25 protein-coding genes, 1 tRNA gene, 1 rRNA gene and 1 riboswitch are annotated in these 25,481 nt (G+C 43.5%); of the genes, 6 read left to right on the top strand and 21 right to left on the bottom strand.

Features of this window, described 5'->3' with window-relative positions; translation table 11 throughout:
* Positions 1-2 precede the first annotated feature (2 nt).
* Together hemX and C9J45_RS14760 are read left to right on the top strand one after the other, a co-directional pair.
* Positions 3-1,352, top strand: a complete 1,350-nt coding sequence (gene hemX, locus C9J45_RS14765; RefSeq protein ID WP_107261188.1) for a uroporphyrinogen-III C-methyltransferase — start codon at positions 3-5, stop codon at positions 1,350-1,352.
* The gene (locus C9J45_RS14760) at positions 1,352-2,542 is read left to right on the top strand and encodes a heme biosynthesis protein HemY (protein ID WP_107247552.1); all 1,191 of its coding nucleotides are present in this window, start codon (positions 1,352-1,354) and stop codon (positions 2,540-2,542) included. The genes hemX and C9J45_RS14760 overlap by 1 nt, the downstream gene beginning before the upstream one ends.
* Positions 2,543-2,882: 340 nt before the next feature.
* On the opposite strand, the gene C9J45_RS14755 is transcribed toward C9J45_RS14760, so the two are convergent.
* Complete coding sequence (locus C9J45_RS14755) at positions 2,883-3,341, bottom strand: hypothetical protein (RefSeq protein ID WP_107207816.1); 459 nt, start codon at positions 3,339-3,341, stop codon at positions 2,883-2,885.
* Positions 3,342-3,462: 121 nt separating this feature from the next.
* Entirely contained in the window at positions 3,463-4,236 is a 774-nt protein-coding gene (locus C9J45_RS14750; RefSeq protein ID WP_045084598.1) for a class I SAM-dependent methyltransferase, read from the bottom strand.
* A 165-nt stretch (positions 4,237-4,401) separates the two neighbouring features.
* Here C9J45_RS14750 and asnC point away from each other — a divergent pair, with 165 nt between their 5' ends.
* Positions 4,402-4,863, top strand: a complete 462-nt coding sequence (gene asnC / locus C9J45_RS14745) for a transcriptional regulator AsnC (protein WP_005372443.1) — start codon at positions 4,402-4,404, stop codon at positions 4,861-4,863.
* A 64-nt stretch (positions 4,864-4,927) separates the two neighbouring features.
* Here the strand turns inward: asnC and hemB are convergent, their stop codons facing one another.
* The 9 genes from hemB to rmuC all read right to left on the bottom strand — a co-directional run bounded on the left by hemB (position 4,928) and on the right by rmuC (position 13,110).
* Positions 4,928-5,977, bottom strand: coding sequence for a porphobilinogen synthase (gene hemB, locus C9J45_RS14740; RefSeq protein WP_107261190.1), 1,050 nt, complete (start codon positions 5,975-5,977; stop codon positions 4,928-4,930).
* 59 nt (positions 5,978-6,036) lie between these two features.
* Positions 6,037-6,816 carry a 3'-5' ssDNA/RNA exonuclease TatD gene (tatD, locus tag C9J45_RS14735; RefSeq protein WP_199187120.1) on the bottom strand — a complete coding sequence of 260 codons (780 nt, stop codon included), beginning with the start codon at positions 6,814-6,816 and terminating at the stop codon, positions 6,037-6,039.
* A gap of 141 nt (positions 6,817-6,957) precedes the next feature.
* Complete coding sequence (tatC, locus tag C9J45_RS14730) at positions 6,958-7,719, bottom strand: Sec-independent protein translocase subunit TatC (protein WP_105061471.1); 762 nt, start codon at positions 7,717-7,719, stop codon at positions 6,958-6,960.
* A gap of 11 nt (positions 7,720-7,730) precedes the next feature.
* Positions 7,731-8,069, bottom strand: coding sequence for a Sec-independent protein translocase protein TatB (gene tatB, locus C9J45_RS14725; protein WP_107207819.1), 339 nt, complete (start codon positions 8,067-8,069; stop codon positions 7,731-7,733).
* A 3-nt stretch (positions 8,070-8,072) separates the two neighbouring features.
* Positions 8,073-8,345 carry a Sec-independent protein translocase subunit TatA gene (gene tatA, locus C9J45_RS14720; protein ID WP_045084591.1) on the bottom strand — a complete coding sequence of 91 codons (273 nt, stop codon included), beginning with the start codon at positions 8,343-8,345 and terminating at the stop codon, positions 8,073-8,075.
* A gap of 84 nt (positions 8,346-8,429) precedes the next feature.
* Positions 8,430-10,067 (bottom strand): ubiquinone biosynthesis regulatory protein kinase UbiB, encoded by a 1,638-nt coding sequence (gene ubiB, locus C9J45_RS14715; RefSeq protein WP_199187122.1) that lies wholly within the window; start codon positions 10,065-10,067, stop codon positions 8,430-8,432.
* Between the two features lie 7 nt (positions 10,068-10,074).
* Positions 10,075-10,677, bottom strand: coding sequence for an SCP2 domain-containing protein (locus C9J45_RS14710; RefSeq protein WP_107207820.1), 603 nt, complete (start codon positions 10,675-10,677; stop codon positions 10,075-10,077).
* A gap of 10 nt (positions 10,678-10,687) precedes the next feature.
* A complete protein-coding gene (gene ubiE, locus C9J45_RS14705; RefSeq protein ID WP_107207821.1) occupies positions 10,688-11,443 on the bottom strand; it encodes a bifunctional demethylmenaquinone methyltransferase/2-methoxy-6-polyprenyl-1,4-benzoquinol methylase UbiE in 756 nt (251 codons plus the stop codon).
* A gap of 131 nt (positions 11,444-11,574) precedes the next feature.
* Positions 11,575-13,110: a DNA recombination protein RmuC gene (rmuC, locus tag C9J45_RS14700; RefSeq protein ID WP_107292710.1), complete on the bottom strand. Its 1,536-nt coding sequence runs from the start codon at positions 13,108-13,110 to the stop codon at positions 11,575-11,577.
* 217 nt (positions 13,111-13,327) lie between these two features.
* Here rmuC and C9J45_RS14695 point away from each other — a divergent pair, with 217 nt between their 5' ends.
* Positions 13,328-14,221, top strand: coding sequence for a DMT family transporter (locus C9J45_RS14695; protein ID WP_107207823.1), 894 nt, complete (start codon positions 13,328-13,330; stop codon positions 14,219-14,221).
* An 87-nt stretch (positions 14,222-14,308) separates the two neighbouring features.
* On the opposite strand, the gene C9J45_RS14690 is transcribed toward C9J45_RS14695, so the two are convergent.
* Positions 14,309-15,511, bottom strand: coding sequence for a multidrug effflux MFS transporter (locus C9J45_RS14690; RefSeq protein ID WP_107207824.1), 1,203 nt, complete (start codon positions 15,509-15,511; stop codon positions 14,309-14,311).
* Between the two features lie 290 nt (positions 15,512-15,801).
* Between C9J45_RS14690 and C9J45_RS14685 the strand changes: the two genes are divergently transcribed.
* Complete coding sequence (locus tag C9J45_RS14685) at positions 15,802-17,589, top strand: aminopeptidase P family protein (RefSeq protein WP_107247557.1); 1,788 nt, start codon at positions 15,802-15,804, stop codon at positions 17,587-17,589.
* A gap of 51 nt (positions 17,590-17,640) precedes the next feature.
* Here C9J45_RS14685 and thiH read toward each other — a convergent pair whose 3' ends face one another.
* The 7 genes from thiH to C9J45_RS14650 all read right to left on the bottom strand — a co-directional run bounded on the left by thiH (position 17,641) and on the right by C9J45_RS14650 (position 24,416).
* Positions 17,641-18,753, bottom strand: a complete 1,113-nt coding sequence (gene thiH / locus C9J45_RS14680) for a 2-iminoacetate synthase ThiH (protein ID WP_107292709.1) — start codon at positions 18,751-18,753, stop codon at positions 17,641-17,643.
* 9 nt (positions 18,754-18,762) lie between these two features.
* Complete coding sequence (locus C9J45_RS14675) at positions 18,763-19,527, bottom strand: thiazole synthase (protein WP_107207827.1); 765 nt, start codon at positions 19,525-19,527, stop codon at positions 18,763-18,765.
* Position 19,528: 1 nt separating this feature from the next.
* The gene (thiS, locus tag C9J45_RS14670) at positions 19,529-19,741 is read right to left on the bottom strand and encodes a sulfur carrier protein ThiS (RefSeq protein ID WP_107261200.1); all 213 of its coding nucleotides are present in this window, start codon (positions 19,739-19,741) and stop codon (positions 19,529-19,531) included.
* A complete protein-coding gene (locus C9J45_RS14665) occupies positions 19,742-20,527 on the bottom strand; it encodes a HesA/MoeB/ThiF family protein (RefSeq protein WP_107247558.1) in 786 nt (261 codons plus the stop codon).
* A complete protein-coding gene (gene thiE / locus C9J45_RS14660) occupies positions 20,517-21,734 on the bottom strand; it encodes a thiamine phosphate synthase (protein WP_107292708.1) in 1,218 nt (405 codons plus the stop codon). Before thiE ends, C9J45_RS14665 begins: the two co-directional genes overlap by 11 nt.
* The gene (gene thiC, locus C9J45_RS14655; protein ID WP_107292707.1) at positions 21,734-23,653 is read right to left on the bottom strand and encodes a phosphomethylpyrimidine synthase ThiC; all 1,920 of its coding nucleotides are present in this window, start codon (positions 23,651-23,653) and stop codon (positions 21,734-21,736) included. Before thiC ends, thiE begins: the two co-directional genes overlap by 1 nt.
* A gap of 118 nt (positions 23,654-23,771) precedes the next feature.
* A riboswitch (TPP riboswitch) is annotated at positions 23,772-23,869 on the bottom strand.
* A gap of 124 nt (positions 23,870-23,993) precedes the next feature.
* On the bottom strand, positions 23,994-24,416 hold the full coding sequence (locus tag C9J45_RS14650; RefSeq protein ID WP_107207831.1) for a universal stress protein: 423 nt from the start codon (positions 24,414-24,416) through the stop codon (positions 23,994-23,996).
* Positions 24,417-24,621: 205 nt separating this feature from the next.
* Between C9J45_RS14650 and crcB the strand changes: the two genes are divergently transcribed.
* Positions 24,622-25,005 carry a fluoride efflux transporter CrcB gene (crcB, locus tag C9J45_RS14645; protein ID WP_005372395.1) on the top strand — a complete coding sequence of 128 codons (384 nt, stop codon included), beginning with the start codon at positions 24,622-24,624 and terminating at the stop codon, positions 25,003-25,005.
* Positions 25,006-25,222: 217 nt separating this feature from the next.
* Here crcB and C9J45_RS14640 read toward each other — a convergent pair.
* Positions 25,223-25,299, bottom strand: a tRNA-Asp gene (locus C9J45_RS14640).
* A gap of 65 nt (positions 25,300-25,364) precedes the next feature.
* Positions 25,365-25,480, bottom strand: a 5S ribosomal RNA gene (rrf, locus tag C9J45_RS14635).
* Position 25,481 lies beyond the last annotated feature (1 nt).

The following is a 25,481-nucleotide window of genomic DNA, read 5'->3' as shown; positions in this document are numbered from 1 at the left end:
GGATGACAGACAAATCTAACAACAACACCGCAGCAGAACAGCCAAAGCAGGACAAGCCAACCACGGCAACAACGCCTACTCCGGCTAAAGAAGCGCCAAAAAAAGCAACCAAAGAACAACCTAAAGCACCAGCAAAAACAGAGAAATCTGAAAAAAAATCAGGTAGCAAAACAGGGTTGATTGCGATTGCATTAGTTATCGCACTCGGTGGTGGGCTTTACTATCACGGTCATCAGCAGGGATTGCAGCAGCAACAGCGTATTGAGGCGCTACAACAACAAATTGCTAGCATGAAAGCCGCGATGCAAAACGATCAAAAAGAAACCATTACTCTTATTAATGGCGGATTACGCAGTGCTGAAGTTAGCCTAAGCCAACAGCAAAAATCGATTGCAGCTCTGCAGACCACAGTCACAGAGCTAAAAGGCAATAGTCCGAACGATTGGCTCCTAGCCGAAGCGGATTACCTTGTGAAAATGGCAGGACGTAAACTCTGGTTAGAGCATGATGTCACCAGTGCAACGTTATTGCTTGAGTCTGCTGATCATCGTATCGCAGAAATGAATGACCCAAGCTTGAAGAACCTACGCCAAGCAATGAGCAATGACATTACAACATTAAAATCACTGACTCACGTTGACCGTGATGGCATAGTGCTACGCTTAACAAGTCTTGAAAATAGTGTTGATAACTTACCTTTAGCTAATGCTATTTTGCCAAAAGCAGTAGATGAACCCCAATCACAAACCGTGAGTCAATCGGTGAATGATTGGAAAGATAATTTGCTGACATCGTTGAAAAACTTTGGCGAACACTTCATTACTTATCGTAAGCGTGATGGCAATGTTGTTCCCCTGCTTTCACCACAACAAGATTTCTACTTACAGCAAAATATCAAAAACAAGTTAGAAGTCGCAATTGATGCGGTTTACCGTGAGCAAGGTGATGTTTATAAGATCTCTCTTGATACCGCGAAGAAGTGGGCTGAACAATATTACGATATGTCTTCACCGCTAACGCAAAGCTTTATTAAGAGCCTTGATCAATTAGCCCAACAGCAAATCACAGTGAACTACCCAGAGAAGCTGCAATCTCAGGCATTAATTACTAAGCTCGTCAATCAAGTGCTACGTAATAAAATGGCGACATTAGATGATGCGCAGGCACAACCTGTAAAGCAGACTAAACCAGCAGTAAAACCGACACCGGAAACAGAAGCGCCAGCAGTAGAAAAAAAGCCAGCCCAAGCGAAACTTGAAACAACAGTAACGCAACCCGCTGAAACATCGATTAAAGGTAAGAATAACGCGACAGTCACTTACAATACGGTAACCACAGTGGAGGCCAAATAATGATTAAATTATTGTTATTGGTACTGGCACTGATCGCCGGTATTATTGTTGGCCCCGAGCTCGCTGGTAATCAAGGTTATGTGTTGATCTCAACGGCAAATCAAACCATTGAGATGAGCCTAACAACACTCGTAGTATTAATCGTTGCATTGTTTGCCGTTTTCTTATTACTTGAATTTATTCTAAAACGCGTCTTTTCAATCAGTAGCTCAACCCGTGGTTGGTTTAGTGGGCGTAAAGTTCGCAAAGCACGTATCCAAACGTCAGAAGGCCTATTAAAAGTAACAGAAGGTGATTGGAAACCCGCTGAAAAGCTATTAACTAAATCGGCTAAATTCAGCGATGCGCCACTTCTTAACTACCTTGCGGCTGCAGAGGCCGCACAAGGACTAGGTAAAACCGAGCAACGTGATGAGTACTTGAAACAAGCTGCTGAGCTTGATAGCCAAAACCTTGCGGTTGCACTCACCCGTGCCAAGCTTCAAATCCGCCAACAGCAATTTGAACAAGCACTGGCAACATTACAAGAAGTACAACAAGATCATGCACGCAATCCTATCGTGTTAGGTCTACTTCAAGAGTGCTACTTAAAGCTGGAAGATTGGAAATCACTGCTAACTTTACTGCCACAGCTAATGAAAGCAGGCGTGATCAGTCAAGAAGAAGCAGCTGTCCTTGATGAGCAAGCACAATGTGGCCAAATGCAGCACCTTGGTCAGCAAAATGGTACTGATGGCTTAGTGGGATACTGGAATAACATGGGACGTAAAGATAAGCAGAATCCAGCGCTTGTGGCATGCTTCATCAAACAAATGATGGCACGTCATGCCGATAGCGATGCTTACCCAATTTTACGTGATGCACTTAAAAAGAGCCAAGATGAGCGCTTGATCAGCCTTGTACCTCAGCTAAATCTACCCGATCGTCATCCTGCCATTGTAAAGCTACAAGAGCTATTGCGCCAAGACGGCAATAATGCCGTCACGCACAGTGCATTGGGGCAAATGTTAATGGCGGAAGGTAACTGGCAAGAAGCAAAAGAGCATTTTGAAAGAGCTGTTGCGGTTCGTCCTGATATGACAGACTACGCTCACTTAGTCGCAACGCTAGAGCAGTTAGACGACAAGCAAGGTGCTGCGGCAGCCTCTCGTCAAGCACTCGAATTAGCACAGCCAAGTAAGCAAGCTTAATCAAATAAATAACCGAAAAAGCGCCCCTCTGTGGGCGCTTTTTTTTCGTCAAATAAAAGACAAATAACACTTTTAACAATAAAATGTTTCAAGGTGTAAACAGTCATCTCAAGATATATCCAAACCATTGCTCCGATCGCATAAACACGATTCAATAGCCTTTCGATTTCCTTAACATTTGGATAACTAAGCTATGGATATGCTTCCTTGGTTAATTGTTTCTGGTATCGTAGTTTCAGTAATTGTATGCGTAATGACCGCAGTACTAATTAAAAACGCTGACTAATACGAAATCAAAAAAAGCCTCCAATTCGGAGGCTTTTTTATTTTATCGTATTCATCACAATCCAAGCGCAAGTTTTGCTTTCTTCAATTGCTTTTCAAATTTCTTAACTGTTTTCGCCGCTTTCTTTAATTGTTTATTTTTCTTTTTCGCTAGTTTCTTCAATTTCTTAGCTTGCTTTAACTTTAAGCTATCAGGCGCTAACGCTTCTTCTTCGACCACCGCAACCATTTCGATATGGCTTTGCCCCACAGCTGTAGGAGCTGGCAAATTATGCACATTCGGTGTTTTCATTGCCATCATAGGCAGAGGGGCTGACGGAATCGATAATTTCGCAACACGAGGAGCAGCCTTAACCGCATTGGTTAATCGGCTTGGCTTACACAAATACTCTTTGTCACTTGCGACTCTCGTACAACTTGAACACATGAAATTTGGTTCGCTGACAATCTTACTAATTGTCGCAAACTGATCGACAATTTCTGCTCGGCGATATTTACACAAGGTCTTAGCCATGAATGCTCCTCTAGCCAACAACGAACCTTTTTATCAACATTAAACGATAATGATTCGTAATTCCAGAAAAGCAATAAGATTTTATTGTCCCTATTTGTAACTATTTATTTGCAACAACCACTTAGGCTTTCATTGCCGCTTTTACATAAATATCAAATCGGTTCTTTTTAGTTTCAATCGCCATTGAGGGCTTCGCTTGAGCAAGAAATTCAGCATAATCGGGACGCTTAACCACGACCCGTTTTGTTGCCAGCGCATATGCAGGCTCAAATAAACCATCGGCATCTAAATCTGCACCCACTAAGGTTTGAAAAACGCGCATTTCTTTTTTAACTAAAGCGGACTTTTTCTTATGTGGATACATAGGATCAAGGTACACCACATCCGGTGCGACAAAATCAGGATCATCGGCTAAATTGACCAAAGCATCATGACTCGAAGCATGGAGCAATTGCATACGCTCACTTACCCAACCGCCAATTTCAGGATCGGCTTTTGCTCGTGCTAAGCCATCATCTAATAATGCAGCTACCACAGGATGACGCTCAACCAACTGAACTTTACAACCGAGTGTTGCCAAGACAAAAGCATCTCGACCAAGACCAGCTGTCGCATCTAACACGGTAGGGCTAATACCGCCTTTGAGTCCAACTGCTTTTGCTATTGCTTGGCCTCGACCACCACCAAATTTACGGCGATGAGCGACAGCACCGCTAACTAAATCGACAGAAACTGCACCGAGCTTAGGTTCATCAAGCTTACGAAGCTCTAATTGCTCAGCGGTAAGGACTAAAGCAAAGCTGCTATTTTCATCATGGCTTAAGCCCCAACGAGCGGCTAATTGATCTAATTCAGGCTGACGTTCAGGAACTTCACAAACTAAGGCAAGCTGCACAGCAATCTCCGATATAAAAACAACATCTGGGCGTGACATTTCACATCCGATCATAGGGCGCGGATTATAGCACTACAAATCATCCTTTGCTCTGGTATCACACCATCAGATAAGTATAAGATACAACGATAAAAATAAATCCCTCGCATAGTAAAAGGATCACCTATGACACCATCCATTCGTATCGACGACTTAGATCGCGATATCCTTAATGCCTTAATGAATGATGCTCGTATTCCTTACGCTGAAATGGCGAAGCGATTTAATGTCAGTCCTGCTACCGTGCACGTACGAGTAGAAAAAATGCGGGCTGCAGAAATTATAACGGGGACGGAAGTGATCATTAACCCTAAGTTATTGGGCTATGACGTTTGCTGTTTTATTGGTATTAATTTGAATGCCGCCCGTGATTATCATTCTGCATTAGCAAAACTAAATGAGCTTGATGAAGTGGTTGAAGCTTATTACACCACTGGGGCGTACAACATTTTTGTCAAATTGATGTGCCATTCCATTGAAGAGCTGCAATACGTGCTGATTGATAAGCTCCAAGCCATTGATGAAGTGCAATCCACTGAAACGCTTATCTCATTACAAAATCCGATCAACCGCAATGTAAAACCCTGATAGGTGTTTTACTGATATTAAAAAAGCGAGCACCATGCTCGCTTTTTTATATTAGGAATAACGTTTACTCAGGCTTCTGCTGTAAACATTCAGCGCGCTCAGCAGCATCTTGAGCTAACCATTCAGCGACGGTTTTCGCAAAGTAAGTTAATACCCCATCAGCACCTGCACGTTTAAAACACAATAGTGATTCCATAATGGTTTCACGCTCTTTTAGCCAACCATTTTGAATCGCAGCCATGTGCATCGCATACTCACCAGACACTTGGTAAGCATACGTTGGTACTTGCAACTCACTCTTCACACGACGAACTATATCAAGGTATGGCATACCCGGTTTTACCATTACCATATCTGCGCCTTCATTGATGTCCATTGCCACTTCGTGCAAAGCTTCATCACTGTTCGCAGGATCCATTTGGTAAGTTTTCTTATCGCCGCCTTTTAAGTTGCCAGATGAACCGACAGCGTCACGGAATGGGCCATAGTAATTCGATGCATATTTAGCAGAGTACGCCATGATTTGGGTATTGATATAACCTGCATTTTCTAATGCTTCACGAATTACACCAATACGACCATCCATCATGTCAGACGGGGCAACGATATCAGCACCAGCTTCAGCATGAGATAGCGCCTGCTTGATTAAAATATCTGTCGTAATATCATTTAAAACATAGCCTTCATCATCAATGATGCCGTCTTGACCATGAATGGTGAACGGATCTAATGCGACATCGGTAATAACACCAAGCTCAGGCACATGCGATTTAAGTGCACGCACCGCCGTTTGTACTAAGCCTTCTGGATTATAAGCTTCTTCTGCTAACTCTGATTTAAACTCTTGAGACACAACAGGGAATAAGGCAATCGCAGGAATACCTAGTTTCGCAAGATATGCCGCCTCTTCAAGTAACAAATCAATAGATAAGCGCTCAATACCCGGCATTGAGTCAACCGTTTCACGACGATTTTTACCCATCAAAACAAACATCGGATAAATCAAATCATTCACAGATAATTGATTTTCTGACATTAGACGACGACTAAAATCATGCTTACGGATCCGACGCATACGACGACCAGGAAACGCACCTTGAATAGATACTGACACGACAAACTCCTTGCTAAAAAATAGGATTAGATAATATCACTCAGACTGACCAATGTGGCTTAAATCGAAAAAAAAGCCAGACTATTCGCCTCTGACTGCATCATAACTTGCTCAGGTGTTTCACCACGACACTCAGCTATCACCGCGGCAATATGCGGCAAAAACTTGGGTTCATTGCGACTCGATTTTGGCTTCGGACGATAGTCTCGAGGCAATAAATATGGGCAATCGGTTTCAATCATTAAGCGGTTGGCGGGAATATGACGCACGACTTGACGTAGCTCTTGACCACGACGCTCATCACATACCCACCCCGTAATACCAATGTGTAAATCTAGCGCTAAGCATGCTTTTAGCTCTTGCTCAGAGCCAGTAAAACAATGCAGCACTGCCGCCGGTAATTTCTCTCGCCAAGGGATAAGGATTTCAATGAAACGCTCATGCGCATCTCGGCAATGCATAAAAACGGGTAATTGTAACTCTGCCGCTAAGGCTAATTGTGCTTCAAATACTGCTTCTTGCTGTGGACGAGGAGAAAAGTCGCGGTTGAAGTCAAGCCCACATTCACCAATTGCTACTACTTCAGGCTCTGCTGCTAGTGAACGAATTTCTGGTAACAAAAGATCGGAGACAGATTTTGCATCATGCGGATGAACGCCAGCGGTTGAGTAACAGTAGTTCGGCCATTGCTGCGCCATTTGTTGCGCTTCAATGCTCTCTTCAATACTGGTGCCCGTAATTATTAAATGCTTCACACCCGCTTCTTGAGCACGCGTGATCACGTCCGCACGATCTTTATCAAAACGGTTGTTTGTTAAGTTAACACCAATATCTATCATCTGTTTATCCATTCTCTACACAGCACTATGTGTCACTCAGTATATCGAGCCGATCCATTCTGTGCCAAACCCATATTCAAGATATAAAAAAACCGACGATTAGGTCGGTTTTTTTCATCATCACATAGTACAAAGTACTATTTACTGCTGCTCTTCGTGCTCGCTATCATCCAACTCATCATTATCACGCACATAAAAACGTGAGAAGAATAAGCCAACTTCAAACAATAAACACATAGGTACAGCCAACAAGGTCTGAGAAACAATATCAGGCGGTGTTAACAGCATACCAACAACAAACGCACCTACGATAATATAAGGACGTTTACTACGTAGAGATTCCGGATCAGTCGCACCAGTCCAACACAACAGAATAATAGCAACAGGAATTTCAAAAGCGATGCCAAACGCCATAAATAGCGCGAGGACGAAATCGAGATAGTTCGAAATATCTGTTGCCACCTCTACCCCTTGAGGGGCGACACTGGTGAAGAACTTAAAGACCAATGGAAACACAACGTAATAAGCAAATGCGACACCGGCGTAAAACAGCAATGAGCTGGAAAACAACAATGGCATAATTAGCTTGCGTTCATGTTTGTATAAACCTGGAGCAATAAAACCCCAGACTTGATACAAAATCATTGGCACAGCAATAAACACTGAGGTTACTAAGGTCAGTTTTATCGGTGTAAAGAACGGTGAAGCAACGTCTGTAGCGATCATAGTTGCACCGGCAGGCATTCGCTCTACTAATGGTGCAGCTAAGAAGGCATAGATATCATTGGAAAACCATACTAAACATAGAAAAACCACCAGTACACTTATGATAGAACGCAAAAGTCGCGTACGTAGTTCAAGTAAATGACTAAATAGCGGCTGCGTATCTTCGACTTTTGACATAGTGATGTAATTTATTCCTGCTTTTGTGAAGTCGTTGCTGAGGTTTGCTCGTCTTTATCAGCATAGGGGCGCTGAACATCTGAAGCCGCTTTTTTAAGCTCATCAACAGAGTCTTGCAATTCAGGCGCTAAGTCCTTCATTCCCATTTGTTCGGCTTTTTTTAAATTGGCTTGCAGTTCCTGAATTTTCAGTTCCTGAGACAATTCATCTTTCACCGAGTTTGCCATATTACGAGCAGCACCTATCCACTGCGATACCGTACGAATCGCAACGGGTAGACGTTCTGGCCCCAGTACTACTAATCCCACCACGGAGATCAGTACTAACTCCCAGAACCCGATATCAAACACGTCTTAAACCTGCTCTTTGTCTTTTTGATTAGTTGTCGTCTGATCCGCTGGCTTTTGTTCGTCAGCAATTTTCTTTTGTTCAAAGTCAGCATCGTTGTCTGACTCTTTTTTCGCAGCAGGTGCTGCTGCAGCTGCTTCATCATCGCTGATTGCTTTTTTGAAACCTTTAACTGCAGAACCTAGGTCGCCGCCTAGAGTACGAAGTTTTTTTGTTCCGAACAAAAGAACAATGATCAGTGCAATGATTAACAATTGCCAAATACTGATACCACCCATGCTTGTTTTACCTCAGCTTTATGTGGTTAATAACGAAAGTGCGTTTATTAACGCAACTATAAGTATAGGCGAAAGCCCAACCGATTATTTTCGGCAGGTACGCCATCCTAGCAACCAAAATAGGGTTCCTACACCAACAGAAACTGCAGGGTACGTTGCTACTTGATCACCAAAAAGTATTGCAGCACACACCATAAAGGTGGCACCGATACCAAAGTAGAACCTTGCCTGGTTATGAGTACGTCGATTTTCCATGAAGTTATCATAGAGTTTATCAATACGTTGATTCATTACCTTGCCTTGGCGCAAACTGTCGTAAAGTAATTCAGGCAATTCAGGCAATTTTTCAGCCCAAAAAGGTGCTTTACTTTTTATTGCATCAAGAATGCCTTGCGGACCTACCTGATGTGACATCCAGTTTTCCAAGAACGGCTTGGCTGTTGCCCACAAATCAAGTTGTGGATACAACTGGCGTCCTAAGCCTTCAACATACAACAAGGTCTTTTGTAACAAGACCAGCTGCGGTTGCACTTCCATATTAAAACGGCGAGCAGTATTAAATAAATTTAACAACACATGGCCGAATGATATTTCACACAGTGGCTTTTCAAAAATAGGTTCACACACTGTACGAATAGCAAATTCAAACTCATCCACATTGGTATCATGAGGAACCCAGCCAGAATCAACGTGTAATTCTGCAACCTTACGATAATCACGATTAAAGAAAGCCAATAAGTTTTCCGCTAAGTATCGTTTATCTTCTCGGTTAAGTGTCCCTACAATGCCGCAATCTAGCGCAATCCATTGCGGATTTTCCGGATGCTCATAGGAGACAAAAATATTTCCTGGGTGCATATCGGCATGGAAAAAGCTGTCACGAAATACCTGAGTAAAAAAGATATTAACTGCATTTTCCGATAATAGTTTTAAATTCGTACCATTGGCTTTCAAGCCTTCAATATTAGAAACTTGAATACCATAGATACGTTCCATTACAAGAAGATTAATACTGCTATAATCAGTATAAACTTCTGGTACATATAAGGTTTCATCACCATCAAAGTTACGACGAAGTTGAATACTATTCGCCGCTTCGCGCATTAAATCGAGCTCATCAAGCAAGGTTTTTTCGTATTCGCGAACCACTTCAACAGGACGTAAGCGGCGCGCTTCTGGCTGGAGACGAGAAACTATCTCGGCCATCCTGTACATCAGCTTAATGTCAGCTTCAATAATCGGCTTAATATCAGGACGAATAACTTTAAAAACAATCTCTTTGCCGTTTTCTTTTAAGGTTGCAGTATGCACTTGAGCAATCGATGCTGACGCTAATGCAACTTCATCAAAATCGTCAAACCACTGCTCTAACGGCCCGCCTAATGATTCCTCAATAGTACGTTTAGCTAATTTGCCATCAAAAGGTTCAACTTGGTCTTGTAATAATGCCAGCTGATCTGCAATGTGCGGCGGAAAAAGATCGCGACGCGTTGACATCATTTGACCAAACTTGATCCATACCGGACCGAGTTCTTGCAATGCTAAACGTAAACGCTCACCCAATGGCACATCGGGGTATTCATTTTTGATCCAAAATAGCGATTTACGTAATTTTTTAGGAAGTTCGGTACGTGGATCAACCGGAATAAAGTCATCCAATCCATAGCGCAGTTGTACTTGAATAATACGGTACAACCGTTTTATTTCTGAGTAGCTCATCATTGCCAATTTATCGCTCAAGTAACTGGTTCAAACGGGCCTCAAAACGCGCAACATCCGATTTCAAGTCATCCACTTGATCGTAAAAATGCACCATTTCTAAAGGCTGTGGTAATAGTTGCCATTCTTCAGTGATCACTTCCGCTAAATCGCGTTGGCGATTCTTTACCCCTTGGCGAATAAATCGACTCCCCGACTTTACACTACTGACTAAAGTATGAGCAACTACATCACCCGTATATTGCGATAATTTTTCTTCGACATCGGGCTTCAAACCACTTAGCAAAGTGGAAAAATGCTGAGCCAATTGTAGATCGCCATCGAGTGCTAACTTATCGGCTTTAATTAGTTGCGTTAAGTTAGCTTGTTGTCGTAACTCGGGTAACACCGTAAGGTTTAAAGCTAATTGGCAATCCACCTCGCCTTCAAATCCAGCAAGCACATCAATTTGATGACTGAAAACAAAGTACAAGGTTTTGTTAAATTCATTTAGCGTAACGCTAATGACTTTACCGCGTAAACGAGTAAGACGACGCTGACTATCAGCATCGTCTTTGAGTAATTGATTCAGTGATGTTTCAACCGCACCGGTAACAAAAGCATCTAACGGCATAGAGTCATCCTCAGAACTTATAACCACGGTGCAAGGCAACAATACCGCCCGTTAAGTTGTAATAACTGGTTTGATCAAATCCAGCTTCATCCATCATCCCTTTCAAGGTTTCTTGATCAGGATGCATGCGGATAGATTCAGCAAGGTAACGATAGCTTTCTGCATCATTGGCAATAATTTCACCCATTTTTGGTAATAGGTGGAATGAGTACGCATCGTAAACTTTTGATAATGGTTCTAGTAACGGCTTTGAGAACTCTAATACTAATAAACGACCGCCTGGTTTTAACACGCGATACATTGAACGCAGCGCTTTGTCTTTGTCGGTGACGTTACGTAAACAAAAGCTGATGGTGATGCAATCAAAGTAATCGTCAGGAAACGGCAGCTCTTCAGCATTAGCTTGAACATATCCCACGTTACCGACAATGCCACTGTCTCGCAGTTTACTGCGGCCAACGTTCAACATCGAGTTGTTGATATCAGCCAAAATAACCTGACCTGTTTCACCCACGATACGTGAAAATTTCGCCGTTAAATCACCGGTACCACCGCCTAAATCCAGTACACGTTGACCTTTGCGTACACCACTGCAGTCAATCGTGAAGCGTTTCCAAACGCGGTGAATACCCATCGACATCAAATCGTTCATGATGTCGTACTTTGCTGCAACCGAGTGAAAAACCTCAGCAACCATGGTTGCTTTCTCTTCTTTGGCGACGGTACGGAAGCCAAAGTGAGTCGTATCTTGTGTGGTGTCCGTCATGTTCAATCCGTTTATAGATACTGATGACGCTTGGCATCTACTTACGCAGCGTCATCAGTATTAAATGCATTTATTCAACTGGGCTTAGTGTACTTGATGGTTGCTCTTTGCTCAAAGCGCTTTACCTACCATTATGATAAATCCCCTTCAGATGGCACGGTAATATGAGAAAATCCTCGGTATTCAGTTAGGTTAGATTGTGACTTTTCCACCAGCGGAGCACTAATATCACGTTTCACTTCAACCCCTAGTTGTTTGAAACTTTCTGCTTGGCGGATCACGTTGCCACGACCTGTTGCCAGTTTATTCATCGCCCCTTGATAGCTTTGATTCGCTTTTTCTAACGATTGTCCCATCGCTTCCATATCCGTAACAAATAAGCGTAATTTGTCGTAAAGCTTGCCTGCACGATCAGCAATTTCTTTGGCATTTTGATTTTGTCGCTCATTACGCCACAAGTTATTAATAGTACGCAATGCCACCAGCAAGGTCGTTGGACTCACCAGCATGATATTTAAATCCATCGCATCCCGGATTAATGCCGGATCGGCTTCAATCGCAGCTTGGAACGCAGGTTCAACAGGAATAAACATCAAGACATAATCCAGACTTTGGATGCCATGAAGCTGATGGTAATCCTTACGGCTTAACCCACGCATATGGGCGCGCATCGAGGCAACATGTTCACTCATGGCGAGTTCACGCTCAGCGATAGTGTCTGCATTAAAGAAGCGCTCATACGCCACCAATGACATCTTGGCATCCACCACCACATCTTTTTGTTGGGGTAAATGCACCACAACATCGGGCTGATAACGCTTACCGTCTTCGTTTTCTAAACTGACTTGAGTTTGATATTCATGCCCTTCACGCAACCCTGAGTCAGACAATACTCGCGCCAGCACAACTTCGCCCCAGTTACCTTGGGCTTTGTTATCCCCTTTTAGGGCTTGGGTTAAGTTAATTGCCTCTTTCGCCATCTGCTCATTGAGCTGTTTAAGGCTATTGATTTGATGTACTAAAGTATGGCGCTCACGAGACTCTTGCGTGAAATTGTCATTAACCTGCTTTTTGAAACCTTCAAGTTGCTCTTTGAGTGGACTCAACAAGTTTTCTAAACTCATTTTATTCTGTTCATCCACCGTTCGAGTCTTCTGCTCAAATAAGCGATTAGCTAAACTTTCAAATTGAATACGCAAGCGTTCTTCAGCATTTTCTAATAGCTTAATTTTTTCATCTGCCGCTTTTTGTTCTTCAAAATGGCGGGCATCTTGCTCACGCAGATCGGCTTCAAGCCCCGCGCTGGCTAAGCGAGAATTATCAAGCTGCTCAGATAAATACTGCTTTTCATTTTGCAGCGCGTCAAAGTGACGCATTTTTTCTAATGCCGCAGCTAAGCGACCGTGCATTTGACGAATTTCATGGGTTAATCTGTCACGATCATCATCTAACTCTTCCAGTTCTTGATTTCTTTCTGCTAGCTGGCTTTGTAATTGCTGCTCACGATTTAATGCTAAACGCGCATCTGACTCGGCTTGTTGCTCGACAAGCTGAAGCATTTGTTCATATCGACCTTTATACCAGAATGCCGTGATCACACTGGCAACGGTGGCACCTAACAATGTTGCTAATGCGGTAATAACGCCACCACTTAACCATTCTGCCATAGTAAATTCTCTATCTTCCTGACAAATTATTCTCGCTTTTAAGGCTAAGAGGATACTGGATAAATGTCCAGCTAACGAAGAACAACTTAAACAATAAATAATGGATATAAGCGTTTTTGTTTGCACTCGATCACAGGCTATATCATCACTCGCTATTCACCTTTATAACCATCTCCTACACTGCGTTACCGTTTTTCATTTTTTAACAGGGATAGTCATGAACGAACGCCTCGCTTTAGGGTATGGCATTGCCGCTGTGTTACTTTGGTCTACTGTCGCCACTGCTTTTAAAATTACCTTAGCTTATTTTTCTCCCGTTCAAATGATGGTGATTGCTAGTAGCGTGTCTGCTCTCGCCCTTATTGTTATAGCTGGCTATAAAAAAACACTCCACCAGCTTAAGTCGACTTTTCTTCAACGTCCGCTTTACTACTTATTACTCGGACTTATCAATCCTTTCGCTTATTACTTAGTGTTATTTAAAGCCTACGAATTATTACCAGCTTCACAGGCTCAACCCATCAACTACAGTTGGGCAATCACTCTGACTTTAATGGCTGCACTTTTCTTAGGACAAAAAATTCAGCGTAAAGATTGGATAGCTTGCGTGCTGGGATATGGCGGTGTGGTGGTAATTGCGACTCAAGGTAATATTTCAGCCTTGAATTTCACCAGTCCGTTAGGCGTTGCGTTAGCGCTATTTTCGACACTGTTATGGGCAGGCTATTGGATTTTAAATACTAAAAATAAAGCCGATCCAATCCTCGGCTTATTACTGGGCTTTTTAGTCTCGCTGCCATTTTCTATCGGCTTGAGTCTGTATCTTGGCGGTTGGCAAAGTGTACCTTGGCAAGGCTGGGCAGCAGTCACTTATGTTGGTTTATTTGAAATGGGGATCACCTTTGTTTTATGGCTCAATGCGCTACGGTTAACCCGTAATACCGCTAAGATCAGTAACCTGATTTTTATCTCACCTTTTATCTCTTTATTATTGCTCGCCACAATTATTGGTGAAACGATTCATCCCTCAACATTGATCGGCTTAATATTAATTATTGCAGGACTCGTAATCCAACAATGGCGAAATAAAAAAGTCCCGATTGTTGAATAGCTAAATTTAACCAAAAAAAAGCCTGTCGATTTGACAGGCTGTACGGATAAGGCTGTCACCACCTCACCTTTAAACTCATAATATTTATTAATTCTGTACCGTTAACTGTGGGTGCCAACGACGCCCGATTTTAGACACTAAAATCAATAATCCTGGGATCAGTAACCACATTTGTAACGTCATTAGCACGGGAGATGAGAAATCTAATCGTTGGGTTAGGCTCACCATGACACCAGCACCACTCATTTGGAATAGCCCCAATAATGCTGCTGCAGTTCCTGCACGATCGCCAAATGGTGCTAATGCTTTTCCGGCTGCAGAGCCTAATACAAAAGCAAACCCAAAGGAACAAATGAAGATTGGCACCATAAAAGCCCATGCTTGCTGTAATGGGCTTAATAGCAGCATCAGAGCACCTGCCATCATTAAGATAATCAAACCAGTACGTAACGTTCGGCGAGTACCAAAGCGATCCATAAACCTGGGTGCAACCATACAGGCTGTAATATTGAGCACAGCATTAATACCAAACCAGATCGTAAACTGGTTCATGTCTTGACCAAGGTGGTTCATCAACCACACTGGTGCTGAAGTTACATAGGCTAAAATCACCGCCATCGCTAACATGCAAAGTGTAGCGTGAAATAAAAATGTTGGTTCGCGTAATACCGACCAGTAACGACTAAGACTAATAGTAGAGCCTTTCACATTAGTACTGACAGGGCGTGTTTCTTTAAATAACACCATCACAAAAAGACCTGCAACTAACGCAAATCCAGCCATGAAACTAAAGTTTGAACGCCAGCCAAAATGATGAGTAAGCCAAGTGCCTAAAAGAGGAGCAAGCGCAGGAATAAAACAAATCGCACCATTTAAATAGCTGATCATACGACCGCTTTTTTCAGCGCCAAAACTATCACGAACCGCAGCAAAAGCAGCAACAGAGGTTGCGCAAGCACCAAAGCCTTGTAGCAAGCGTGCCAACAAAAGTAAATCTAAACTATGTGCAACATAAGCCATCACAGCACTAAAGCCGTAAATGACAATACCACCAAGAGCAATCGGACGACGACCAATACGATCAGCTAATGGGCCAGCTATTAATTGTCCGAGACCAAGGCTAAACATGAACCATGTCACCGTATCTTGAACACGGGTAGGATCAACTTGAAAAGCATTTGCCATAACAGGCAATGCAGGAAGATAAATGTCTATAGCCAACGGGCTAAATAACACCAAGGTCACCATTAAGGCGACAAGCCGAGTATCGGTAGAAGTAGAGGTTGTCATGTGGCGTTCCTAGAAAAAGATCGCGCAAGTCTACGGTGTTATGAGAGTGAATAAAAATGGTTTATTTTCAATACCGCTTTTCCAAATTGGAATCCACCAGCCAACGTATTAATCACTAAGATAAATAGAGTCATAAGGTGAATACCCTGTTATTTATCATAGAGACAATTGAAGCGAGCCGCTAAAAAAGCTAACGTAACAATATTAAACCTAAATCGCTAATACCACAGTGATCAGGGTGAATTAGATCTAACCGCCTTCTAAAGGTGGTTTCTTGACAAGGAACAGACATGCAAACAGTTATCGCACAACGTATTGAGCAAATCCGTCAATGGCTTGAAACACAGCAGCTCGATGCCTTACTGATCCCTCATGAAGATGAATATCTTGGTGAGTACATTCCCGATCATAATGAGCGCCTTCATTGGCTAACTGGATTTACTGGCTCAGCAGGTGCTGCCGTGATCACTCGTGATCGTGCTGCAATGTTTGTTGATGGTCGTTATGTTGTGCAAGTGCGCAAGCAAGTACCGGGTGATGTGTTTGAATATTGTCATTTGATCGAGCAACCACCGGTGCACTGGGTATTAGAAAATCTAGCAGCAGGTAGCAAAGTCGCTATTGATAACCGCCTACACAGTGCAGCATGGCTGAAAAATGCCACGACAACCCTTGATGGTGAACTAGAGCTAGTATCAGTTAACGAAAACCCAATTGATGAACTATGGCTTGATCGCCCAGCACCAAAACTGTCGGATGCGGAGTTAATGGGTCTAGAGTATGTCGGTCAATCAAGTGAAGAAAAACGTGAACAAATTGCCGCACTACTAAAAAAACAAAAAGCTGATGCTGCCTTTTTAAGTCAGCTTGATAGCATTGCTTGGCTACTCAATGTTCGTGGTGATGACGTTCACTGCCTACCCGTTCTGCTGTCAGCTGCTGTGATCCACAGCGATGCATCAGTTGATTTCTACATCGATCATCACCGCCTACCAGAAGGTTTTGCAACGCACGTAGGTAACGGCGTCAATATCCGCGAGCCAGAGCAACTCGCCGCGGGTTTAGCCGCACTTTCAAGTAAACGTGTACAGTTTGATTCAGCGAACAGTAATGCATGGGCAGCTCAGCAACTGACTGATGCTGGCGCACTGCTTATTGAAGCAGCTAATCCAACACTGCTACCAAAAGCCGCTAAAAATACGACTGAAATAAATGGCATGAAAGCGTGTCATATTCGTGATGGTGTCGCGATTTCTAAATTTCTTGCGTGGGTAGATAATCAAGTTGCAAGTGGCAATCTATTAGATGAAGCAGTGCTTTCCGATCAACTTTGGCAATTCCGTCAGCAAGATCCAACCTGTCGTGACGTGAGCTTCGATACGATTTCCGCCTCTGCGGGTAATGCAGCAATGTGTCACTATAACCACATTGATCAACCACAGCCAGGCAAGCTGCAAATGGATACGGTTTACTTAGTCGATTCAGGCGGTCAATACCCTGACGGTACGACCGATATCACCCGTACTATCGCTATCGGTAATCCAGGTGATGAAGTAAAACAAGCCTTCACACTGGTACTAAAAGGTCATATTTCATTGGCTTCGGCACGTTTCCCGAAAGGTACAACAGGCTCACAACTTGACGCACTCGCGCGTCAGCATCTATGGGCACATGGCTTTGATTATGATCATGGTACAGGTCACGGAGTGGGCCACTTCTTAAGTGTTCATGAAGGTCCACAACGTATCTCTAAAGTGGCTAACTCAACCGCACTACTGCCAGGTATGGTGTTATCTAACGAGCCGGGTTATTACCGTGCAGACGCATTTGGTATTCGTATCGAAAACCTTGAACTGGTCGTCGATGTTGAAACTCAAGGCGACATGAACGTCATGGGCTTTGAGTCATTAACTCGTGCGCCAATTGATAAGCGTTTAATCGAGCCAGCACTACTAACAGACGTAGAGCTTGCATGGCTTAACAACTATCACCAAACCGTGTTTAACGTGATCAGCCCATCGCTGGCAGGTAGTGATCTTGAGTGGCTAACGCAAGCGACATCACCGCTAAGCCGCTAACTCTTAGATAAGAAAAAGAAAAGCCAGTACGCATCACGTACTGGCTTTTTATTATCCGGAATAGGCGGGGTGCCAATCTTTCCACACTACTTCAAATCCCTTTTGCTTGACCGCTGTAGCGACATCTGCGACCGAGCGTTCATCACTGATCGCAAACTGTTCTAGCTCTGGCGAGTCATCGGCGTATCCGCCCGGTTGGGTTTTAGAGCCCGCCGACATACTAGTGATCCCCAAAGGCAATACGTTATCGCGAAAATGCGGTGATTCTCGAGTCGATAACGACAGCTCAACTTCAGGATTAAACAACCGATAAGCACAAATCAATTGCACCAGTTGGCGATCCGTCATCACCGATTTAGGCTCTAATCCACCAGTACAGGGTCTTAAACGTGGGAATGAAATCGAATAGCGGCTTTGCCAATACGTCCGCTCAAGATAAGCCAAATGACTGGCAACAAAAAAACAATCCGTGCGCCATTCTTCCATACCAATCAAAGCACCGATCCCAATCTTGTCTATTCCGGCTTTTGCTAACCGATCTGGTGTCGCTAAGCGGTATTCAAAATTGGTTTTATTGCCTCGCAAATGATGCTTCGCATAGGTTGGCGCATTATAAGTTTCTTGATACACCATCACCGCATCTAAACCAAGTTGTCGCAGCTCTTGATACTCATCTTGCTCTAGTGGCTGTACTTCCATTGCCAAATAACTGAAGTGCTGTTTGATTTGAGGGATCGCATCACGAAAGTAATTCATACCAACTTTAGTTTGATGCTCGCCAGTGACCAGTAACACACTATCAAAATTTAGCGCTTTTATTGCCTCACACTCTCGCTCTATTTCTTGTTCACCCAAGGTACGGCGCTTAATGCGATTTTCCATCGAAAAACCACAATAGGTACACGCATTGGCACACAGATTCGAAAGGTATAACGGCACATAAAAACTCATGGTATGACCAAACCGCTGACGTGTTAGCATCGCAGAGAGTTGTGCCATTTGCTCTAAGTAAGGTTCAGCCGCAGGGGAAATTAAGGCTTTGAAATCCTCTAGATCCAGCGTTGATTTTCCTAAAGCACGCTCAACATCGGTAGCCGTTTTAGCATAAATCGACAAACGGATATCATCCCAATCCATTTGTTGCCAAACATCCACAAAGCTCATGTTGGCTCCTTAATCGTTAAGAAATGCCGTTAATGGACTTGATGCAATTGCATGGTTCACCTTACCTGCAAGACCCGCTTCATAGGCCATACGACCACTTTCCACGGCCAATTTAAATGCACGCCCCATTGCAATCGGATCACTTGCCGCTGCGATGGCAGTATTGACCAATACCGCATCAGCCCCCATTTCCATCGCTTCTGCGGCATGAGAAGGTGCCCCAATGCCCGCATCCACCACCACAGGTACTTGCGCCTGATCGATAATAATGCGAAGAAAATCGCGAGAAGCGACCCCTTTATTCGAGCCAATCGGCGCACCTAATGGCATCACGGCAGCGCAACCCACATCTTCTAATCGCTTACAAAGCACAGGATCGGCATGACAGTAAGGCAGTACGACAAACCCTTCTTTTACCAATTGCTCAGCCGCTTTTAGCGTTTCAATCGGATCAGGCATCAGGTATTTTGGATCAGGGTGAATTTCTAATTTTAGCCAATTCGTCCCCAATGCTTCTCGGGCTAACTGCGCGGCAAAGATCGCTTCTTTGGCATTTTTCGCCCCTGACGTATTAGGCAGTAAGTTCACTCCTGCTTGGATCAATGGTGCTAAGATATCGTCATCACGCTCAGCGATATTGACCCGCTTTAGTGCCATAGTCACGAGCTCAGAGCCTGTCGCTAAAATCGATTCTGCCATAACATCACGATTGGCGTATTTACCTGTTCCGGTAAACAGTCTCGATGTGAATGTTTTATCTGCAATAGTCAACATATTAACCTCCAGCTATCGCTTGAAATAACGCGATCTGATCGCCATCAGCAATGACGGTTGTCGACCACTCACTGGCTCCAACAATGCGCTGATTTATCGCGACCGCAGTACCTTGTATGGGTAAATCTAACTGCTTAACAAATTGATGAACGGTTTGCTCAGCCTCGCAAGACATAGATTCATCGTTCAACCAGATACTTATCATGGTAGCCATTTACACAACCTCTCTTTGATCTTGCTGACCACACACAGGGCAACCAGAATCAGCATCGATTGATACCTGCTGCCATTTTCCTGTTAAGCCATTAAATTGCTGTAGCAAACCAAACCCAACTTCACCAACACCTGCGATAGCTTTGATCGCATTAAGCGCTTGTAACGTTCCAATAGTGCCAACAACAGGCCCCATCACGCCGTTACTACGACAATTTTTATCTTGTGGTGACGCTTCAGTACTAAATGGAAACACACATTGATAACACGGTGAGGCCTGCCTGAAATCAAACGCCAGTAACTGTCCTTGCCAACCTATCGACGCACCGGCAATCAGTGGTGTTTGATGCTGATAACAAGCTTGATTGACCGCATAACGGGTAGCCCAGTTGTCACTGCAATCAAGTACAATATCGGCCTGTTGTACTTCCATTACGAGTTGAAAACCTGCAAGCTTGGCTTTTACTGCACGCGTTCGTACCAATGGGTTCAATGCTAAAAGCTGATCACAGGCTGCTTGCGCTTTATTGAGTGACACATCGGTTTCTCGATAAATCACCTGACGCTGCAAGTTCGAACTCTCAACCTCATCATCATCAGCAATCACCAGTAACCCAACACCCGCAGCCGCTAGATACATTGCAGCAGCTGAGCCTAAACCTCCCGCACCGACGATCAATACCTTGGCATTGTTAAGTGCAAGTTGCCCCTGCTCTCCCATCTCTTCCAGCATGATTTGTCGGTTATATCGAATAAAAGCAGTATCAGAGAGTCTGTCAGTTGTCATCCTTCACCTCCCGCTCAGATAAGCATTGATTGAGTTGTTCGACGGCAATCGCAGGCTCACTTGACTGGGTGATCGCGCGTACCACCGCAACACTACTTACTCCTGTTTTCCAAACGACGGGCACACGAGATAAATCAATCCCCCCAATTGCCACTGTTGGAAACGTATTGCCAATCAATTGTTGATACAGCTTTAAGCGGTGAACGCCTTGCGGTAATGACGGCATTTGCTTGGTTGTGGTTGGGTAAATATGACCAAGGGCGATATAACTGGGATTAAATGCCATCGCACGTAATATCTCGTAATACCCATGGGTTGAGATCCCTAAGCGAAGATTCGCTTGTTGAATGGCATTGAGATCAGCGACCGCTAAATCTTCTTGTCCCAAATGCACCCCAAAAGCACCATGCTCAATAGCCAGTTGCCAATAGTCATTAATAAAGACCTGCGCATTTGCCTGCAGACCTAACGCAATAGCATGAGCAACATCTTGCTTCAAACCTTGTGCATTCGGATCTTTGATCCGCAGCTGAGTGGTTTTCACATCCAATTCAAGTAACTGCTTAACCCATTGGACGGAATCCACCACCGGATATAACTTCAGTTTTTCACTATCAACAGCTGCAAAAGCTTCAACTGGCTGACATTGATCTTGCCAACCAATATCTAACAGCTTTGAAAAATTAGCACAAACGATGTCAGGGAAAGCCTCACGCTCGGTTGGCCAAATGCCCATCTGCATTGACTGGGCATACGCCCTTGCCAGAACTAGAGCATCTTCTAAGGGGTAATCAAGCGCGAGTGCCACCAATAACATCGCTCTCTGTTGAGTCGCATTACCAAGCTCAACACTGAAACAACCACGAACGTCACCATTATGATGCCAAAGATCAAGATAACCACCATTGACTGGTAAACCACATACCACAACGTTAGATCGTTTCAGTATTTGCGCTTTGATCAACGAAAGATCTACCTCTGAAGGCATCCATTGATCTTGAAATACATAATCAATTAGCTGGGTGGAGCAGGCTTGTTCAAAGCCCACTCGTTTAACGCAAGAGGGCGTCGATACCTCTATCCACTCTTGGCTTGATGGTATTAACGTGACTTGCTCACCTAACTGATACTCTGCAGCAGAGGCTAATAATGGCTCAATATGCATCACCAGAGACGATAAGACCTTTGGTAAGCTTAAGGTGCTCATTAGCTTTCCTCTTTAGCTAAGTGATATAACTCACTACCTTTAGATCGAAACTCTTGTGCTTTTTGCTGCATGCCTTCAAGTGGATCATCTAATAGCTTGATCGCGATTTCTGAGTCTTCTAACCCCTTAGCGTAATCTCGTACTTCTTGAGATATCTTCATTGAACAGAATTTAGGGCCACACATTGAACAGAAATGGGCAACTTTGCCTGACTCTTGAGGGAGAGTTTCATCGTGATAGGCACGCGCCGTTTCAGGGTCAAGACCGAGATTAAATTGATCTTCCCAACGGAATTCAAAACGCGCTTTAGATAAGGCATTATCGCGCACTTGTGCACCAGGGTGGCCTTTTGCTAAATCAGCAGCATGGGCACAGAGTTTATAAGTGATAAGACCGACTTTTACATCGTCTTTATTAGGCAAGCCTAAGTGTTCTTTGGGTGTCACATAACAAAGCATTGCACAGCCATACCAGCCAATCATCGCCGCACCAATACCCGATGTAATATGATCATAACCCGGTGCGATGTCTGTCGTCAGTGGGCCTAAGGTATAGAATGGCGCTTCATGACAATGCTCTAGCTGCTCTTCCATGTTTTCTTTAATCATGTGCATGGGTACGTGACCGGGGCCTTCAATCATGACCTGCACATCGTATTCCCATGCAATTTTAGTTAACTCACCTAATGTGCGTAGTTCACTAAACTGGGCTTCATCATTAGCATCGGCTACAGAACCTGGACGCAAGCCATCGCCCAGTGATAGTGAAATATCGTATTGCGCACAGATCTCACAAATCTCACGGAAGTGCTGATAGAGGAAGCTTTCTTTATGGTGTGCCAAACACCACTTCGCCATGATAGAGCCGCCACGCGATACAATACCGGTTACACGTTTCGCCGTCATAGGTACATAACGAAGCAGTACGCCAGCATGGATAGTGAAGTAATCCACCCCTTGCTCAGCTTGCTCTAGTAATGTGTCACGGAACACTTCCCAGTTAAGGTTCTCAGCCACACCATTTACTTTTTCAAGTGCTTGGTACATAGGTACAGTACCAATCGGAACAGGGCTATTACGGATGATCCATTCACGCGTTTCGTGAATATTTCGACCAGTTGATAAATCCATTACCGTATCGCCACCCCAACGGGTCGACCAGACAAGTTTTTCAACTTCTTCTTCAATCGATGAACTCACCGCTGAGTTACCAATATTGGCATTCACTTTAACAAGGAAATTACGGCCAATGATCATTGGCTCAGTTTCAGGATGGTTAATGTTGGCAGGAATAATTGCTCGGCCTTCAGCCACTTCTTTACGCACAAACTCAGGCGTAATTTCTTTTGGTAAATTAGCACCAAAGCTCACACCTGGATGTTGTTGGTTTAATACTTCATCACGGTATTTCGCACGACCCATATTTTCACGGATCGCGATATATTCCATCTCAGGCGTAATAATACCTTGGCGCGCATAATGTAATTGCGTCACACAACGCCCAGCTTTTGCACAACGAATACGCGCACGTTCCGCAAAACGTAACTCATCAAGCGTCTTATCATCTAAACGTTCATTGGCATACTCAGAGCTTAACCCTTCTAGTAATTCAGTATCGTCACGCTCTGCGATCCATTGCTCACGCACTAACGGCAAGCCATTATAGATATCGATGTTTTTTTCAGGATCAGTGTAAAAACCAGAAGTGTCGTAAACGCGAATAGGCTCGTTAGGCTCAAAGATAGGATTATCTTTACCGCCACCAACCAAGCTATCAGCTAAAGTGATTTCACGCATAGGAACAAGCACATCAGGACGGCTACCTTGAACATACACTTTCTGTGAGTTCGGGTATGGTTGTGCTGTTAATGATTCAATAAATTGTTTCGCTTCCAGTCTCGCTTGCTTGCGATTCGACATAGCAGTTTCCTTGATTTTTCAATGTAGGGGAAAATGCTTGGCGGATGGGCGTAAACAAGAGGTGTGTACCTAAGTACAGCTATGCAGATGCATACAGTGATCCCTTAAGATATGTAGCAGAAGACATTCTCTCGTTCCCTTCGCAGGTATTAGCCTGATCAGGTTCAACGGATCCCGCAATGCGGTCTCAGCCATATGGCACTCCGACAAGTAGCAATGAGTATAAAGAAGCCGTTATAGTGCAACAACCTTTATACTGAGAAAAATAATAAAAAGTGACAAACAACAAAAAGCCGTGCATCAACACGGCTTATTATTACATTGCATATTTTATTCGTTGTTACTGTGAAATTAATACATCACAACCTAGGTGATTAGCCAAAGAATCACTTAAATCACCAAACAAGTGAAAAGTCGATTTATGGTAACCGGTGATCACTAGGCTAGCATTCAGTTCTTTTGCTAAAGCCTCTATATGCTTTGAAACATCGCCATCTGCAGTATGTATCGCTTTAACTTTATGAGAAGAAGCTGTAATTAAATCAGATAACTCTTTCATGCGTTTTTTTGCAATCGCATCATGCTCTTCTTGTAGCTCAACTTCCACATCAATAAAACTTACGTTTCCGATCCCTGGCTCAACATAAGCAACATGTAAATCAGCGTGATTTTGCTCAGCGATAACGCCAGCTTTCACCATCAATTTATGCGCATTTTTATCTTCAGGATTAACCGCTAATAACACTGTTTGGTAAAGCGACATACCTAGCCTCCTTGAGCTAAGGCTCATAGTAAATTCATTATTTATGATTATGATGCTATAAATATAGCTATACAACTAAGTATTACGCTGACTATTTAATATTAACTTAAATCAATGATTGCATTTTTGGAGAGTTCTCACTTTTCTCGCTAGCGATTATCATGAGCGCTTTCTATCATTACCTAAAAATATAAACGAGATCCCAATGAGCCAATATTTATTACTAGGATTCATCGCGCTTGGTGGTGCATTCGGCGCCTGCTCAAGATACCTCATTTCTGAGCTATGCGTAATGCTATTTGGCCGTGGCTTCCCATACGGTACTTTAACCGTAAACGTGCTGGGCTCCTTGATCATGGGGCTATTGATGTCAGCACTTAATCAAGGAATGATTGAAGCTGCACCATGGCGACCTATTATCGGTTTAGGCTTCCTAGGCGCACTAACAACATTCTCCACGTTCTCAATGGACAATGTTGTCTTGATGCAACAAGGTGAATTTTTCAAAGCAGGCTTAAACATTTTACTTAACGTTATTGTCAGCATTGCTGCTTGTTATGTTGGCTACCAGCTTATGATGAAAAGTTAATAGATAACCGATAAAAAACCGCCTGCATGGCGGTTTTTTTATATCTAAATTAAACGAGTCATCACTTTATGCTAATGAAGAAGAACAACAAGTAATTCATTACTCTATTTAGATTAAAATTCTAAGTAACGCTATATATTTCTTAGCTATGTTTATAGCACTTATCTTCAGACGAAAAAAAAACCTGAATCTTTCGATTCAGGTTTCTTTAATAAAGTGGCGGAGCGGACGGGACTCGAACCCGCGACCCCCGGCGTGACAGGCCGGTATTCTAACCAACTGAACTACCGCTCCACACGGAGATAAAACTTTCGTTTTATCCGATACCTATCGTTCAGAACAAGTATCTTAAATTTGAAGCCTGGCGATGTCCTACTCTCACATGGGGAGACCCCACACTACCATCGGCGCTATTACGTTTCACTACTGAGTTCGGCATGGGATCAGGTGGGTCCATAACGCTATGGTCGCCAAGC

The sequence above is a fragment of the Photobacterium sp. GB-1 genome (assembly GCF_003026165.1).
In the GTDB taxonomy this organism is placed as follows: Bacteria; Pseudomonadota; Gammaproteobacteria; order Enterobacterales; family Vibrionaceae; genus Photobacterium.
This window is presented reverse-complemented; position numbering and strand designations above follow the sequence as displayed.

Bases quoted from the DNA above. Each gene is read 5' to 3' on its own strand.
- hemX (WP_107261188.1), top strand. From the start codon at position 3: ATGACAGACAAATCTAACAACAACACCGCAGCAGAACAGCCAAAGCAG.
- C9J45_RS14760 (WP_107247552.1), top strand. From the start codon at position 1,352: ATGATTAAATTATTGTTATTGGTACTGGCACTGATCGCCGGTATTATT.
- C9J45_RS14755 (WP_107207816.1), bottom strand. From the start codon at position 3,341: ATGGCTAAGACCTTGTGTAAATATCGCCGAGCAGAAATTGTCGATCAG.
- asnC (WP_005372443.1), top strand. From the start codon at position 4,402: ATGACACCATCCATTCGTATCGACGACTTAGATCGCGATATCCTTAAT.
- tatD (WP_199187120.1), bottom strand. From the start codon at position 6,816: ATGATAGATATTGGTGTTAACTTAACAAACAACCGTTTTGATAAAGAT.
- tatC (WP_105061471.1), bottom strand. From the start codon at position 7,719: ATGTCAAAAGTCGAAGATACGCAGCCGCTATTTAGTCATTTACTTGAA.
- tatA (WP_045084591.1), bottom strand. From the start codon at position 8,345: ATGGGTGGTATCAGTATTTGGCAATTGTTAATCATTGCACTGATCATT.
- ubiB (WP_199187122.1), bottom strand. From the start codon at position 10,067: ATGATGAGCTACTCAGAAATAAAACGGTTGTACCGTATTATTCAAGTA.
- C9J45_RS14710 (WP_107207820.1), bottom strand. From the start codon at position 10,677: ATGCCGTTAGATGCTTTTGTTACCGGTGCGGTTGAAACATCACTGAAT.
- ubiE (WP_107207821.1), bottom strand. From the start codon at position 11,443: ATGACGGACACCACACAAGATACGACTCACTTTGGCTTCCGTACCGTC.
- rmuC (WP_107292710.1), bottom strand. From the start codon at position 13,110: ATGGCAGAATGGTTAAGTGGTGGCGTTATTACCGCATTAGCAACATTG.
- C9J45_RS14695 (WP_107207823.1), top strand. From the start codon at position 13,328: ATGAACGAACGCCTCGCTTTAGGGTATGGCATTGCCGCTGTGTTACTT.
- C9J45_RS14690 (WP_107207824.1), bottom strand. From the start codon at position 15,511: ATGACAACCTCTACTTCTACCGATACTCGGCTTGTCGCCTTAATGGTG.
- C9J45_RS14685 (WP_107247557.1), top strand. From the start codon at position 15,802: ATGCAAACAGTTATCGCACAACGTATTGAGCAAATCCGTCAATGGCTT.
- thiH (WP_107292709.1), bottom strand. From the start codon at position 18,753: ATGAGCTTTGTGGATGTTTGGCAACAAATGGATTGGGATGATATCCGT.
- C9J45_RS14675 (WP_107207827.1), bottom strand. From the start codon at position 19,527: ATGTTGACTATTGCAGATAAAACATTCACATCGAGACTGTTTACCGGA.
- thiS (WP_107261200.1), bottom strand. From the start codon at position 19,741: ATGGCTACCATGATAAGTATCTGGTTGAACGATGAATCTATGTCTTGC.
- C9J45_RS14665 (WP_107247558.1), bottom strand. From the start codon at position 20,527: ATGACAACTGACAGACTCTCTGATACTGCTTTTATTCGATATAACCGA.
- thiE (WP_107292708.1), bottom strand. From the start codon at position 21,734: ATGAGCACCTTAAGCTTACCAAAGGTCTTATCGTCTCTGGTGATGCAT.
- thiC (WP_107292707.1), bottom strand. From the start codon at position 23,653: ATGTCGAATCGCAAGCAAGCGAGACTGGAAGCGAAACAATTTATTGAA.
- C9J45_RS14650 (WP_107207831.1), bottom strand. From the start codon at position 24,416: ATGTCGCTTTACCAAACAGTGTTATTAGCGGTTAATCCTGAAGATAAA.
- crcB (WP_005372395.1), top strand. From the start codon at position 24,622: ATGAGCCAATATTTATTACTAGGATTCATCGCGCTTGGTGGTGCATTC.